At 70.6% G+C, this 13656-nt stretch carries 13 protein-coding genes, 1 tRNA gene and 1 pseudogene; 3 read left to right on the forward strand and 12 right to left on the reverse strand.

The features are described 5' to 3' along the window. Positions 1-45: 45 nt before the first annotated feature. Positions 46-1007: pseudogene (locus ACK4S2_RS14170) on the forward strand (transposase); the annotation flags it as partial. 69 nt (positions 1008-1076) lie between these two features. On the opposite strand, the gene ACK4S2_RS14175 reads toward ACK4S2_RS14170, so the two are convergent. The 6 genes from ACK4S2_RS14175 to ACK4S2_RS14200 form a co-directional block, all read right to left on the reverse strand. Beyond that, positions 1077-1814, reverse strand: a complete 738-nt coding sequence (locus tag ACK4S2_RS14175) for a type 1 glutamine amidotransferase domain-containing protein (protein WP_409625697.1) — start codon at positions 1812-1814, stop codon at positions 1077-1079. Between the two features lie 12 nt (positions 1815-1826). Continuing rightward, complete coding sequence (locus ACK4S2_RS14180) at positions 1827-2381, reverse strand: antibiotic biosynthesis monooxygenase (protein WP_409625700.1); 555 nt, start codon at positions 2379-2381, stop codon at positions 1827-1829. Continuing rightward, positions 2374-2748, reverse strand: coding sequence for a GFA family protein (locus tag ACK4S2_RS14185; RefSeq protein ID WP_409625703.1), 375 nt, complete (start codon positions 2746-2748; stop codon positions 2374-2376). The genes ACK4S2_RS14180 and ACK4S2_RS14185 overlap by 8 nt, the downstream gene beginning before the upstream one ends. A 76-nt stretch (positions 2749-2824) precedes the next feature. Then, a complete protein-coding gene (locus ACK4S2_RS14190) occupies positions 2825-3640 on the reverse strand; it encodes a type 1 glutamine amidotransferase domain-containing protein (protein ID WP_409625706.1) in 816 nt (271 codons plus the stop codon). 26 nt (positions 3641-3666) lie between these two features. Beyond that, positions 3667-4377 carry an SDR family oxidoreductase gene (locus tag ACK4S2_RS14195; RefSeq protein ID WP_409625709.1) on the reverse strand — a complete coding sequence of 237 codons (711 nt, stop codon included), beginning with the start codon at positions 4375-4377 and terminating at the stop codon, positions 3667-3669. A 3-nt stretch (positions 4378-4380) separates the two neighbouring features. After that, positions 4381-5013, reverse strand: coding sequence for an NADPH-dependent F420 reductase (locus tag ACK4S2_RS14200; protein WP_409625712.1), 633 nt, complete (start codon positions 5011-5013; stop codon positions 4381-4383). Between the two features lie 74 nt (positions 5014-5087). Between ACK4S2_RS14200 and ACK4S2_RS14205 the strand changes: the two genes are divergently transcribed. Beyond that, positions 5088-5999, forward strand: a complete 912-nt coding sequence (locus ACK4S2_RS14205; RefSeq protein WP_409625715.1) for a LysR family transcriptional regulator — start codon at positions 5088-5090, stop codon at positions 5997-5999. Between the two features lie 245 nt (positions 6000-6244). Here ACK4S2_RS14205 and ACK4S2_RS14210 read toward each other — a convergent pair whose 3' ends face one another. From ACK4S2_RS14210 to ACK4S2_RS14235, 6 genes are all read right to left on the reverse strand, one after another. Then, complete coding sequence (locus ACK4S2_RS14210) at positions 6245-6661, reverse strand: hypothetical protein (protein WP_409625718.1); 417 nt, start codon at positions 6659-6661, stop codon at positions 6245-6247. A 307-nt stretch (positions 6662-6968) separates the two neighbouring features. Continuing rightward, positions 6969-7045: transfer RNA gene (locus ACK4S2_RS14215), tRNA-Met, on the reverse strand. A gap of 35 nt (positions 7046-7080) precedes the next feature. Next, positions 7081-9096: a hydantoinase/oxoprolinase N-terminal domain-containing protein gene (locus ACK4S2_RS14220; protein WP_409625720.1), complete on the reverse strand. Its 2016-nt coding sequence runs from the start codon at positions 9094-9096 to the stop codon at positions 7081-7083. A gap of 209 nt (positions 9097-9305) precedes the next feature. Then, the gene (locus tag ACK4S2_RS14225; RefSeq protein ID WP_409625723.1) at positions 9306-10877 is read right to left on the reverse strand and encodes a 5-guanidino-2-oxopentanoate decarboxylase; all 1572 of its coding nucleotides are present in this window, start codon (positions 10875-10877) and stop codon (positions 9306-9308) included. Next, positions 10874-12058, reverse strand: coding sequence for a pyridoxal phosphate-dependent aminotransferase (locus ACK4S2_RS14230; RefSeq protein WP_409625726.1), 1185 nt, complete (start codon positions 12056-12058; stop codon positions 10874-10876). Before ACK4S2_RS14230 ends, ACK4S2_RS14225 begins: the two co-directional genes overlap by 4 nt. A 1-nt stretch (position 12059) precedes the next feature. Beyond that, a complete protein-coding gene (locus tag ACK4S2_RS14235; RefSeq protein ID WP_409625729.1) occupies positions 12060-12671 on the reverse strand; it encodes a TetR/AcrR family transcriptional regulator in 612 nt (203 codons plus the stop codon). An 80-nt stretch (positions 12672-12751) separates the two neighbouring features. Here ACK4S2_RS14235 and ACK4S2_RS14240 point away from each other — a divergent pair, with 80 nt between their 5' ends. Further along, positions 12752-13549 carry an ABC transporter ATP-binding protein gene (locus ACK4S2_RS14240; RefSeq protein ID WP_409625732.1) on the forward strand — a complete coding sequence of 266 codons (798 nt, stop codon included), beginning with the start codon at positions 12752-12754 and terminating at the stop codon, positions 13547-13549. Positions 13550-13656: the final 107 nt, after the last annotated feature.

The following is a 13656-nucleotide window of genomic DNA, read 5'->3' on the forward strand; positions in this document are numbered from 1 at the left end:
GCCATGACCGAACATGGGTGATGGGGCCAGAGATGGCGGCGTATCGTGGCGGGTGTCGAAGCCTGCCAGAACCTCCCGGAGGAGCGATACGCCGTGACGGACGATACCACGATCACCGCGCTCCACCAGCCCGGAACGATCCTCGGCCCGCCGACCGAGATTGCCCGCGAGAGCGCGCGCCAGATGCTGGCCGCGGCGCCGGGGCGGAAGCGGCGAGCTTTGTCGCCAGTGTCGCGGACGCGCGTCTGCCCGATGGCCGGCAGCGCGTCGTCCACCACGGCACCGGCCCCGAGCGGACCATCCAGACCGGGATCGGCGCCATGCCGGTGCAGCGGCACAAGGTGCGCGACCGCGCCACCGACGTGCCGGCCGAAAAGAGGCTCCGCTTCACCCCGACCCTCTGCCGCGGTGGGTGCGGCAGTCGCGCAGCCTCGACGCCCTGTTGCCGGTGCTCTACCTGCGCAGCGCGTCGAGCGGGGATTTCCAGGAGGCCCTGGCGGCGCAGCTGGGGCCGGACGCGCCGAACCTGTCGCCGCCGGGCGTGATATCGCGCCTCATGGCGGGCTGGCAGCAGGACTACGACCGCTGGCTGCGCCGGGATCTCTCGGCCCGCAGCTACGTCTGCATCCGGGCGGACGGGGTCTACCTGCAGGCCCGGATGGAGCCGACCGCCGAATGCATGCCGGTCGTGATCGGCGCGACGCCCGAGGGCCGCAAGGAACGGCTCGGCTGCCAGGTCGGCGTGCGCGAGAGCGCCCGGCGCTGGCGCGCGTTGCGGGGCGACCTCAAGGCCCGCGGGCTCGGGGTGCCCCCGAAGCTGGCCGTGGGTGACGGCGCTGGGGTTCTGGAAGGCGCAGGACGAGGTCTTCCCAGGCACCCGCCACCAGCGCTGTTGGTTCCACAAGATGTCGAACGTCCTCAACCACTTCCCCAAGTCGATGCAGCCCGCCGTCGCCGCCGGCCTGCGCGAGATCCCGCACGCTGCCACCAGCGCAAGCGCCAGCGCGGTGGAGAGGAGGAAGCGGCGGGAGATCATGGGCGGGCCGGACCCCGCCTCCCCTCGCGCACACGGGCCGTCAGCGGCCGAGGGTTGCGACGACCAGTTCCGCCGCTGCGCCGCCCGAGAACTGCTGCTGGCCGGTGATCAGGTTGCCGTCGCGCACCGCGAAGGGCTTGAACATCGAATTGACCACGAAGTTGGTGCCTTCGATCTTCTTCGCCTCCTCCTCGATCCAGAACGGCTGGATCTTCTGGCCGACGAAAGTATCGGCGAAGGCCTCTTCGCTGTTGGCGAACCCGGTCCAGGTCTTGCCCTTGACCAGCAGGTCGCCGTTCGACAGCCGGGTTTTCAGCAGGATGCAGGTGCCGTGGCAGACGATCGAGACGATCTTGCCCGCCTCATAGGCCTTGGCGACAAAGGCGTGCAGGGCGGCATCGTCGATCATCGTCACCATCGGCGACTGGCCGCCGGCAAGGAAGATCGCGTCATAGGCGGTCGGGTCCACCTCGGCGATGGACTTGGTGCCCTTCAGGAGGGCGGCGTGTTTTTCCGACTTCTTGAAGCCCAGCGAGATCACGTCGTGCGCCGAATAACCCGACGCATCCTCGGGGTCCGAGAAGCCGTCGGCGACCAGATCGCCACCCTTGGCGCTGATGATCTCGACCTCGTAACCGGCCTCGGTAAAGGTCCAGTAGGGGTGGGTCAGCTCGGCCCACCAGAAGCCGACAGGCCAGCCCGTGGTGGGCGAGGTGCCGGGGTTGGCGGCGATCATCAGGACTTTCTTCTTCGTGTGCACGTCGATGGCGGCAGACATTTGGCAATCCTTTCAGAGGGTTTTGGAGGAGGGGTAGATGAAGCGTGCGATCAGTGGCGTCAGACGCGGCATGATGACGTAGGTCATCAGCCCGACCTGGATGGTGACGGTCACCAGCACGCGCAGCGCCAGCGGCCAGCCGGTCATCAGCGGGCCGAGGGTGAGGTTGAGAATCAGCACGAGGCAGAACACCACCGCGATCAGCACCAGCGCCATGCGGTGCGGGCTGGGTTGCGGCACCTTGGTGCCCGGCGGCGGGTCGAACCAGAACTCCAGCCCGGTCATCCGCTGCCAGGCGGCATCGGCGGCGAAGAGGTCCGCGGCCTCGGCCAGCATCGCTTGCCGAAAGCCTGACCGCTCGAACACCTCCAGATGCTCCAGACTGTCGAAGCGGAACACGCTGCGATACTCGCCGCCGGGGGAAGCGGGGCGGTGGAACTCGGCACCCAAGTAACCCAGAAAATTCTCCGCCGCCCCGCGTGTCAGGCGTTCCAGCCAGACCTCGTAATCCTTCTCGCGCCCCGGTTTCACCTTGCGGCGCACGACGATGGTGACGGGATCACTCATGGTGCACCTCCGGCAGGGCATACCAGTCGGGTTTCGACTGCGCCCAGAGGTTGCGCATCAGATGCCGCCCTGTCGGCCCGTCGATCAGCCCGGCCGAGACCAGCCAGCGCCCCGGCTGTTCCTTGACCACCCGCGCGCCGCAGGTGCCGCAGAAGGCGCGGCGGCTGGCGGGCGAGGACTGATACCAGACCAGCGCGGCCTCGCCTTCGATCCCGATGCCCTCGCGGGGGGCGGCGACGAAGGCGTTGAAATTGCCGTGCATCTTCTGGCAGTCGCCGCAGTGGCAGGCCATCACGCCCGACGCCTCCGCAGGCAGCGTCAGCCGCACGGCGCCGCAATGGCAGGTGGCGGTAAGGGTCTGGGTCATGGCCTCGTCTCAGGATGTGAACAGGTTCGGTGTGCCACGGGTCCGGCGGCAGTCGGGCCGCCGGACCGGCGCTGTCTCAGGATGCGAGCTGTTCGAGGATCAGCCGCGCCACCGAGCCGCCCGAGTTCTGCTGCTGCCCGGTGATCAGGTTGCCGTCGGCCACGGCGTAGTTGGCCCACATGCCACGGTCGGTGTAATTCGCGCCGCGCTCGCGCATCGCCGGTTCCACCCACCAGTCGAAGAGCTTCGCCCCCAGCACCTGATCGACATAGGCATCCTCGGCCGCCGAAAAGCCGGTCACGGTCTTGCCCGCGATCAGATAGCTGCCGTCGTCGAGCTTCACGTCCACCAGCGCCGAGACGCCATGGCACAGCGCCGCCGTCGGCTTGCCCGCATCATAGAAGGCGCGGATCAGCCCTTGCAGCGCGGGGTTCTCGCGGAAGGTGAACATCGGCGCCTGCCCGCCCGCGACGATGATCGCGGCGTGATCGGCGGGGGTGATGTCGGCCAGCGCGGCCGTGGCATCCAAGAGCGGCGCATGTTTCGGCGAGGTCAGGAAGCCCAGCGAGACGAAGTCCTGCGCCGAATAGCCCGAGGCATGACGCGGGTCGGAATAGGCATCCACCGTCACCTTGCCACCTTGCAGGCTGGCGATGGTGATCGCATGGCCGTGGGCCACCAGTTCGGCATAGGGGTGCGTCAGTTCCGCCGCCCAGAAGCCCAGCGGAAAGCCCATCGTCGGATGCGCGATCTCGTTCGCGACCACGATCAGGATATTGCCGGGGGCGGCGGCGGGGGCATCGGCGCGGGCGCGGGTGACAAGGGGCAGGCTGCCTGCGGTCAGGGCCACGGCGGGCGCGGCGGCAAGAAAGGTTCTGCGGGTCAGGGTCATGTTGTGTCTCCTTGAGGGGGTAAAAGTCACCGCGCCAGGTGCGCGCCGCCGTCCACGTCAAGCGTGGCGCCGGTGAGGAAGGGGTTTGCGGCCGCCAGCAGGATCGCCTGCGCGATATCCTCGGGCGCGCCGATCCGGCCTGCGGGCAGGCGGGCGGCGGTGGCGGCGAACATGCCGTCGCGGGCGGCCTCGGGCATTCCCGCATAAGCCTCGGTCGCGGTCATGCCGGGCGAGACGGTGTTGACCCGGCGCGGCGCCAGCTCTACCGCCAGCACCCGCGCCATCGCCTCGAGCGCGCCGTTCACCGCCGCCAGACCCGAGGTACCGGGCAAGGCCGCCCGCGCCGCCGCCCCGGTGACCAGCGTCACCGATCCGCTGGCGGGCAGGTGCGGGGCCAGCGCCCGGACCATCCGCCAGTAGCCCCAGAACTTGGCGTCGAAGGCGGCGCGCAGGGCGTCCTCGGTCACCTCGGCAAAGGGGCCCCAGGCGACGGCGTCCGAGGCCGACAGCACCAGATGATCGACCGCGCCGATGCCGTGGGCCAGAGCCGCGACCGAGGTCGTATCGGTGAAGTCGAGCACTAGGCCCGCCGCGCCTTCGGGCCGCGCATCAACGCTGGCGGCGCTGCGCCCGGTGACGGTGACGCGCGCGCCTGCGGCCAGCGCGGCCGTGGCGGTCGCCCGGCCGATGCCCCTTGTGCCGCCGACGATCAGGATATGGGTATTGGCAAGGGTCATCGCTCAGCCCTCCACCGCCGCAAAGGCCCAATTGCGGCCCTTGCCGCGGAACAGGGCCTGGTTGATCCAGACCATGCCGAAGGGCTCCAAGAGGCGCGCCTTGGTCAGGTCGCCCGCGTCCAGCGGCTCGAACCCGAGGTCGGTCAGCATCTCGGCGACCTGCGCCTTGGCGGCGTCATTGTCGCCCGCCATGAACATCACCGGGCGATGCGGCAAATGGGCGTTCTGCGCCATGATCTCGGCGCCGACCTGGTTGAGCGTCTTGACCACCTGCGCGCCCGGCAGCCAGCCCGCGACCATCTCGCCGCCGCTGGTGGTGTGCCCGATGGTCAGCCCCATACCGGCGGCGGTGCGCCCCAAGGGGTTCATGCAGTCGATCACCACCTTGTCCGAAAGGTCGCCAAGCGCCTTGACCGCGCCTTCGGCCACGCCCCAGGGCAGCGCGAGGATCACCAGATCGGCGCGTGTTGCCGCCTCTGCGGGAAAGGCGACGCCCGCGCCCGTCTCTGCGGCGAGAGCCTTCACCTCAGCATCGTCCGGGTTGCGCGCGCCAAGGGTCACGGCGTGGCCCTTGCCCCTCAGCCCCCGGGCGATGTCGCCGCCGACATTGCCGGTGCCGATGATCGCGATCCGCATCTGTCTTTCCTCTTGCTTCATTCGTTGAAACGGAGATATGCGAGCAACGAAAGAAATGGTAACGAATAAGACTCATGTCTGACTTAAGCACATCCGAACTCCGCCGGCTGGATCTGACGCTGCTGCTGGTGTTCCTCGGCCTCCTGCGCCACCGCAAGGCGCTGGACGTGGCGGCTGACCTGGGCCTGACCCAGTCGGCAATCAGCCAGTCGCTGAAACGCCTGCGCGACATCTTCGGGGACGAGCTGTTCCTGCGCCGCCCGCACGGGATGGACCCCACCGCAACCGCCCTGGCGCTGGAGGCACCGGTGGCGGCGGCGGTCGATGCCCTGCGCGGCGCGCTGGGGGCTGCGCGTGCCTTTGACCCGGGCACAGCGACGGGGCTGGTGCGGATCGCGGCGCTCGATGCCGAGCAGGCGGTGCTGATCCCGCCGCTGGCCGCCCGCCTGCGCGCCCGCGCGCCGGGGCTGACGCTGACGGTCCTGCCGTTGGGACGCACGGCCGCGATGGAGGCGCTGGCCGAAGGCCGTGCCGATCTGGCCTTGGGCTATGTCTGGGAGACCCCCGAAACAATCTGCCGCGAACGGCTTTACGACGAGGGCTTTCTGGTCGCCGCCCGGCCCGAGGTGCTGCCGGATGCGCCTGCGCTCGACCTCGACACCTATTGTGCCGCCGACCACGTCCTGATCTCGCCCGGCGGCGATCTGCGCGGCGTGGTGGACGACCAGTTGGCCGTCCTGGGCCGCGCCCGCCGCGTGGTGCTGGGCCTTCCGGCCTTCCTGCCCGCCCTGGCCGCCGTCGCCGCCTCGCGTGCGCTGGTCACGCTGCCCGCCCGCGTGGCGCAGGCCTTCGCCCCCGGCTTCGGCCTTGTCACCGCGACACCTCCGCTGGAGGTGCGCCGCTTTCCCGTCTCGGCCTTCTGGCACCGCCGCAACGATGCCGATCCGCAGACCATCTGGATGAGACAGCAGTTGCTGTGTCTCTGACAGCGAGTTTCTGCCGCAGCAGTTGGTCAGCTGAGAGGTTTTGCATTGAAAAGTTGGGATTTTTTGCAGAGATGGGATGAATGCCGTGCTCCGCAGACGGCATCGCGGTGCGCCAGGCTTGGGGTATTGGATCACAAGCTGAAGGCGAGGGCATCCTTGATGGAACTTGGCATCATCGGCGTCGAGCTGGCAAAGAATGCGTTCCAGTCGATCAAGCAGTCCCGCCCCGAGCAACACGGCGACGATCAGCGCCAGCCACACCACTCCACGGGACAGCATCCATGGGCGTGCTGGCGCGGCGTGCAGGTTTGTCGGTGGCCGCTGATCCGGTAAAGGGCTGCGCCGGTGCGAAGTCGGTCTCCGCTCGAGGCAGCCGCCTGTTGCCTTTCGCCTGCTTCGCTGTCGCGCAGCATTTCCTGCTGCAACGCATCCAGAGGCCGGGTGTTGTAACAGGCCGCCTCGTCGCCGTCGCCGCGCGACAGCGCGCCCAGCGTCGTGACGTGGCCGATCTCGCCGGAAAACTCCGAAGGCTTGCCGTGCCGCACCGGCAACAGCAGCGGCTGGCAAGTGATGAGATCACCCAGAAAGCGCGAGATGTAGCGGTTGCCCGCCCGCACCAGCGACACCACCCGCTCTTCGGCGGCGGGGCCGCCTTTCAGCATCGCGGCCCGACTGCGGGGCCTGATGGCCAATGGAGTTGCCGCAGCGGCATCACCTGCTTTGCCGCATTACGCTAGAAGCGATTCGACTTTTTTTGTAAACAGTATTTACTTTCTCTTTTTATTTCAGAAGGCCTAGTTTTTTGATCCTCGGTCAGCAATGCCGACGGCCCGGCGCGACACCACCGAGCCAGCCGCCGCAACGGCAGCCGGAAACAGCCCGGAGCACCGGTGCCGCAGGCAGGCCAGCTTTACAGGCCGGACCATCGCGCGCCCGGCAGCCCGGACCATCGAAGGGGGATAGGGAAGTTGGTGGCGAGGGGGGGACTCGAACCCCCGACCCCGTGATTATGAGTCACGTGCTCTAACCAGCTGAGCTACCTAGCCACTGGCGCGCTGACTAAGCCCGGGCGCGGGGGCCGTCAAGGGGAAATCGCAGCATGGGCCACCCGCGGGCGACCCGAGGCAGTGACCGTGACCTCGGCCTCGATGAACATCTTGCGGCCCTCGATCTCGGCTTCGCGCAGATCGCGCGTCACCTCGATCCGCAGGTCTTCGGCGCCTGCGGCCTGGGCGCGTGCGGTCACGGTGGCGGTCAGGGCCGCCTCCAGCGCCGCAAGCGCGGCCTCGCGGCTGGCAAAGCCTTGCGGCCCCTCGGCCAGATGCGCGGTAAAGCGGCCTTCGGCGGGGCTCGTGACCAGCCCGCTGGCGCGCATCGCCACCTGCCCCACCACGGCACCGATGGCATTGGCAACGCCGGCATGTTCCGGCAGGATCATCCGCGCCCCCAGGGCATCGCCCACCGCGCCGTAATAGCTGGGCGCCGAGGCGCCAAGCCCGATCACCGGCACCCCCAGCGTGGCCGACAGGCGCAAGGCCCCCGCATGGCCGCGCACGGCGGCCTGCAACAAGGGGTGCGCCACCAGCGCCGCCGGGTCTTCGGCGCCGAACCCGTCTTCAGCCAGGGCGGCCTCCAGCAGGCAGGCGGCGGTCTGCGCGGTCAACTGGTCGACGATGGCCTGTGCCAGCCCCGGCGCATCCGGCGCGATTCGCTGCCCCGCCCCGTTGCGCCGGCGGGTCATCAGCCGCAAGGCCTTGTCCGCCGCCGACGCATCCCAGACCGTCAGCCGCCCCAGCACATGCGCCGCGTCCGAAGGCGTCACCCCCGACAGCATCACCAGCCCGCGCGCCACCAGCCGGTCCAGCGCGGCATGTTCCAGCCGGCTGCGCAACACCTGGCCCAGCGGCACCGGATCGCGGCCCAGCCGGGCAAAGACCTCGGCCTCGCGGCCCGTCAGCCCGGCCGCCTGCGGCACCAGGCGCAAGGCAAAGCGGGCATCGCCTTCGCCCGGCACCTCGCGCGTCAAGGCGGCGTCCAGCGCGGCATGAACGACGCCCCCCGCCTCGGCCGCCAGCAACGACACCGGGATCAACCGCCGCGGGCCCAGACGCAGGCCACCGGCCAGGCCTTCGGCCACCACATGCACCTCGCTGTCGCCGCCCAGGCCCGTCGTGCGCATCGCCACCGCCTCGACCATCGTGCGGAACCGGCCGACCCGGGCGCCGGCCGGGTCGATCATCGGCAACCCGCCGCGCAACAGGCAGACATCGGTGGTGGTGCCGCCGATGTCGCTGACCAGCGCATCGGCCTCGCCGGTCAGCCAGCGGGCACCGACGATGCTGGCCGCCGGCCCCGACAGGATGGTCTCGATCGGCCGTTCGCGCGCCTGCGCGGCCGAGATCAAGGCCCCGTCGCCGCGCACCACCATCAGCGGCGCGCGGATGCCCTGCGCCGCCATCTGCGCCTCGCAAGCCCCGATCAACCGCGCAATCATCCCGATCAGCCGGGCGTTCAGCACCGCCGTCAAGGCGCGCTTGGGCCCGTTCAGCCGGGCCGACAGCTCGTGCGAACAGGTCGCTGGCAGGCCCGTCACCTCGGCCACCAACGCCCGCGCGGCCAGCTCGTGCGCCGGGTTGCGCACCGCAAACCGCCCCGCCACCGCCACGCCCGCCAGCCCGTCGGGCAAACCCGCCAGACCTTCGCGCAAGGCCGCAAGGTCCAGCGGCGCAGCCTCGGCGCCCGAGGCTTCGTGCCCGCCCGTCACCGCAAGCACCGGGTCGCCCTGCATCGCCTCGGCCAGCCCGGCGCGGGTCAGGTCCGCCGGATCGAACCCGATCGCCACCAGCGCCACCCGGCCGCCCTGCCCTTCGACCAGCGCATTGGTGGCCAGCGTGGTCGAAAGCGACACCAGCGCCACCTCTGCCGGGTCGGTGCCAGAGCCCGCCAGCGCCGCCGCCATCGCCCCGGCGATGCCGACGGACAGATCGGGGCGCGAGGTCAGCGCCTTGGCCTTGCCCAGCACCGCCGACTGCGCCGCATCGACGACCACGGCATCGGTATAGGTGCCGCCCGTGTCGATCCCCAGAAACACCGCCATGCGCTGCACCTCTTGCCCTCTGCCTGACGCGAGATACCCCAAGCCCGCGCCCTGTCCAGCCCCAGCCGCGACACCCGCCGCGCAAAGGCGACACCCCCCGCTTCACCTTGCCGCAAATATCCCCGCCGGAGGCCGACCCGAGCCGACCGGCCCCGCCGGGCGGCGAGACGAAAGGGGTGGCGCGGCACGCGCCGCCGCAGGGCGCGGGCTCAGCCCGCGCACACCTCGATCAGCCGCGGGCCGCGGCGCGGCGCGCGCAAGGCCGCCGCCAGCGCCTCGGGCTCGGCCGGGACCGAGGCAAAGCCCACCCCGCAAGCCGCGGCCAGCGGCTCCAGCCGCAAGGGCGTCGGGTCGCACCCGATCGGCGCGGCTCCGGCCGCCTGCATCGCCTCGGCAATCTCGCGGTAGCCGGCGTTGTTCCAGACCACGAAGGTCACATCCAGCGCCTCGTCCGCCGCCGTGCGCAGCTCGGCCACCGAAAACTGCAAGCCACCGTCGCCCACAAGGCAGATCACCGGCCGCCCCGGGTCGCCGATGGCCGCGCCATTGGCGGCCGGCACCCCATAGCCCAACGCGCCGAACCCGGTCGCCGCGTTGAACCAGCCTCCCGGCGCCCCGGCCTGAAACCCGAGGTTGCCGGCATAGACCGGCTGGGTGCTGTCGCCCACGATGCGCGCATCGGGGCAGGCATCGCGCATCGCCTCCAGCAGGGCAAGCTGTGCCGGAAAGGCCGGGTGCAGCGCGGGCAAGGCCGCACGCGCCGCAGCCCGCGCCTCCGCCGCCCGCGCGGCCCCGTCGCCCGTTCGCGCCGGCACCCGGGCCGCCAGCCCGGCCAGCACCGCCGCCGCATCGCCGACCAGCCCCGCCCGGCAGGGGTGCCGCGCGACCTGCGCCGCGCAGACATCCACCCGCACCAGATGCGCCACATCGGGAAAGCCGCCCACGGCATACATGTCGCAATCCGTCGGCCCCAGTTCCGACCCCGCCACGACCCCGCCATCGGCGGTGCGGATCAGGTCGCGCACCGGCGCCAGGCTCGGCGAAAACGGCACCGACAGGGGGTGCCCGGCCAACAGGCCGCGCGCATTGCTGGTCAGGATCACCGGGGCGTCCAGCGCCTCGGCCAGCGCGCGCAAGCCCGGCTCGGCCCGCGCGGCACCGCCGCCCGCCAGGATCACCGGCCGCCGCGCGAGGGCCAGCCCAGCCGCCACCCGGTCGAGCCCGGCGGGATCGACCGGGCGCGGGCAAGGCAGTTCGCGCAACACTTCGGGTTCCGACGACAACCCCATGACATCAAGCGGGATTTCCAGATGTGCAGGCCCCGGCCGGCCTTCGGTCATCGCAGCCCAGGCCTGCGCCAGACAGCGCCCCAGCGCCGCCGGCTCGGTCACCCGAAAGGTCGGGCACAGGCTGCGCACCATGCCGGCCTGATCGGGCATTTCATGCAGGAACCCCAACCCTTGCCCGATGCTTGCCCTTGCGTTCACCCCCGACACCAGCAGCACCGGCACCGAATCCGCCCGCGCCTGCGCCAGCGCGGTCAAGGCGTTGGTCACCCCGGGCCCGGTAATCACCAGCGCCACGCCCGGCCGCCCGGTCGCGCGCGCATAGCCGTCGGCCATGAAGCCCGCAGCCTGTTCGTGCCGCGGGGTCACATGCCGGATGCCGCTGCCCGCCAGCCCGCGATAAAGTTCGATGGTATGCACGCCGGGAATGCCGAACACGCAATCCACCCCGCGCGCCGCCAGCCCGGCGACCAGCGCCTGCCCGACCGTGCTCATGCCGCCCCCCGCAAGGCGGCGGCAAAGCCGGCGATGCGGTCGCAGGCGGCGGCGGTGCGCGCATCGTCCTGCGTCAGCGCAAGGCGCAGCCAGCCGCCCAGCCCCGCGCCAAAGCTTTCGCCCGGCATCGCGGCCACGCCGGCCACCTCCAGCAACTGCGCCGCAAAGGCAGTGCCGCTCAAGCCCGTGGCACGCACGTCCAGCAGCGCGAACATGCCCGCCTGCGGCCGGTTCACCGCCAGCCCCGCCACCCCGTGCAGCCGGTCGCGGATCAGGCCGGCGCGCCGCGCAAGCCGCGCGGCCATGTCTGCCGCCACCGGCGACGGCGCAGAAACCGCCGCCGCCGTCATGTCGGCAATGAAAGGCTGGTTGCCGAACAGCATCGTTTCCGCCAGAGGCAGCAGCCGGTCGCAAAACGACTCGGGCCCCACGCACCAGCCCGACCGGAACCCCGGCGCGGCGTGGGATTTCGAGATCGACGAGGCAACGACCACCCGGTCGGCAAACTCCGGCAGATCCAGCGGCGAGGCAAAGACCACCCCGGGAAACACCAGATCCTCATACACCTCGTCGCAGACCACCCACAGGTCATGCGCCGCCGCCACCGCACAGATCGCGGCCAGATCGTCGCGCCCCAGCACGGCGCCGGTCGGGTTATGAGGCGTGTTCAGCAGCACGACCCGGCTGCGCGGCGTGATGCGCGCGGCCAGGTCGGCGGCATCCAGCCGGAACCCGCGGTCGGGGCGCAACGGCACTGGCACCATCGTGGCGCCGGTCACGCGGACCAGGCCTTCGTAGGTCGCATACATCGGGTCGCCGACCAGCACTTCGTCGCCCGCCTCGACCAGGGCGCTCAGCACCGCATAAAGCGTGGTCTGCGTGCCCGGAAAGCACATGACCTGCCGCGGCGAAATCGCCCGCCCCCGCCGCGCGGCATAGCGCGCCGCCAGCGCCGCCACCAGCGCGGGCTCCCCGCGCCCGTTGGAATAGCCCGTGCGCCCGGCCCGCATCGCCGCCGCCGCCACCTCGGCCAGGCCGGGCGGCGTCGGCACGTCGGGTTCGCCGATCGTCAGTTCGATCACATCGCGCCCGGCCGCCGCCATTGTCCGGGCGCGGGCGTGGATTTCCCACTTCGCCCCGCCCAGGCCCGCCAGACGTTCCGTCACCGTCGCATAGCGCATGTCATCCCCCTGCCCGATCCAGATCCAACCCCAGGATCCGGCCCGCCGCGGCCAGGCCGATCCGCTCGATTTCCCCAACGGCGAAAGCCCCGGGCAAGGCCGAGGCTTCCAGCCACAGCCCATCCACCAGCGCATTCACCGCAATCGCCTTGTCGCGCGGCGCCGGCAAACCGCAGGCCGCAATCAGCGCCTCCAGCCGGTCGCGGTAGCCGAGGTATCCTGCCTTGTGCGCCGCCGTCAGCACGGCATCCCCGTGCATCCGGTGCAGGAACCCCGCCCACAGCGCCAGCGCCCGACCATCGACCACCGGCGGGCGCAGGCTTGCGCCCACGAAACGCGCCAGCCGGTCCACCGGGTCGGCCAGGGCATCCAGCCCGGCATCGCCGGCTTCGGCCATGCCGGCCATCAGGCTTTGCCAGGCTTCGGCCAGCAACGCCTCCTTGCTGCCGAAGTAATGCCGGATCAGCCCGGGCGTCACACCCGCGCGCGCCGCAATGGCCCGCACGGTGGCCCGTTCGGGCCCCGCCTCGGCCACGGTATCCAGCGCCGCCGCCAGCAGGTCGCGCCGTCGAACCTCTTGCCCTGCCCGCTGGAACGATCGCCGCTCGGCCACGCCTTGCCCCTTCGCAATTATACGCTTGCATAATTGCAGGCGCCGCGCTTGACTGCAAGGGTGGCCAACCGGAGCCCCAGATGCGTGATACGAGTGTCCTGATCCCCCCCGAAACCCAAGGCCGAAGTCCCGAAGCGATCCGGGTCGAGGCGCTGCACAAATCCTTCGGATCGCTGGAAGTGCTGAAAGGAGTCGATCTCTTGGCCCGCGAAGGCGATGTGGTGGCCATCATCGGCGGGTCGGGCTCGGGCAAGTCCACCCTGCTGCGCTGCATCAACTTTCTCGAAACACCGTCCTCGGGCCGCATCGTCATCGGCGGCGAGGAGGTTGCCATGCGCACCGACGGCGCCCCCGCCAGCCGCCGCCAGATCGAAGGCATCCGCCGCCGGCTCGGCATGGTGTTCCAGCAATTCAACCTCTGGACCCACAAGACCGTGCTGGAAAACCTGATCGAGGTTCCGGTGCATGTGTTGGGCACTCCCAGGGATCAAGCCATCGACCGCGCCCGCCGCCTGCTGGCGCGGGTGGGGCTTGCCGACAAGGAATCGCAATACCCGGCCTTCCTGTCGGGCGGCCAGCAGCAGCGCGCCGCCATTGCCAGGGCGCTTGCCATCGAACCGCGCGCCATGCTGTTCGACGAACCGACCAGCGCGCTCGACCCCGAACTGGTGGGCGAGGTGCTGGCCGTCATCCGCGACCTTGCCGCCGAAGGCCGCACCATGATCCTCGTCACCCACGAGATGAAATTCGCCCGCGAGGTGGCCAACCACGTCGTGTTCCTGCACAATGGCCGCATCGAGGAGGAAGGCCCCCCCGAAATCCTGTTCGGCGCCCCGCGCTCGGACCGCCTGAAACAGTTCCTGAAATCGGTGGACTGACGAAACGTAGGCATTTTCTGTCTTCAAATATCCCGGGGGTCCGGGGGGCGCGCCCCCCCCCCCCCCCCCCACCACAGGGGGGGGGGGGGACCCCCCGCAAACCCCAG

Source organism: Gemmobacter sp., assembly GCF_046292685.1.
In the GTDB taxonomy this organism is placed as follows: domain Bacteria; phylum Pseudomonadota; class Alphaproteobacteria; order Rhodobacterales; family Rhodobacteraceae; genus Wagnerdoeblera.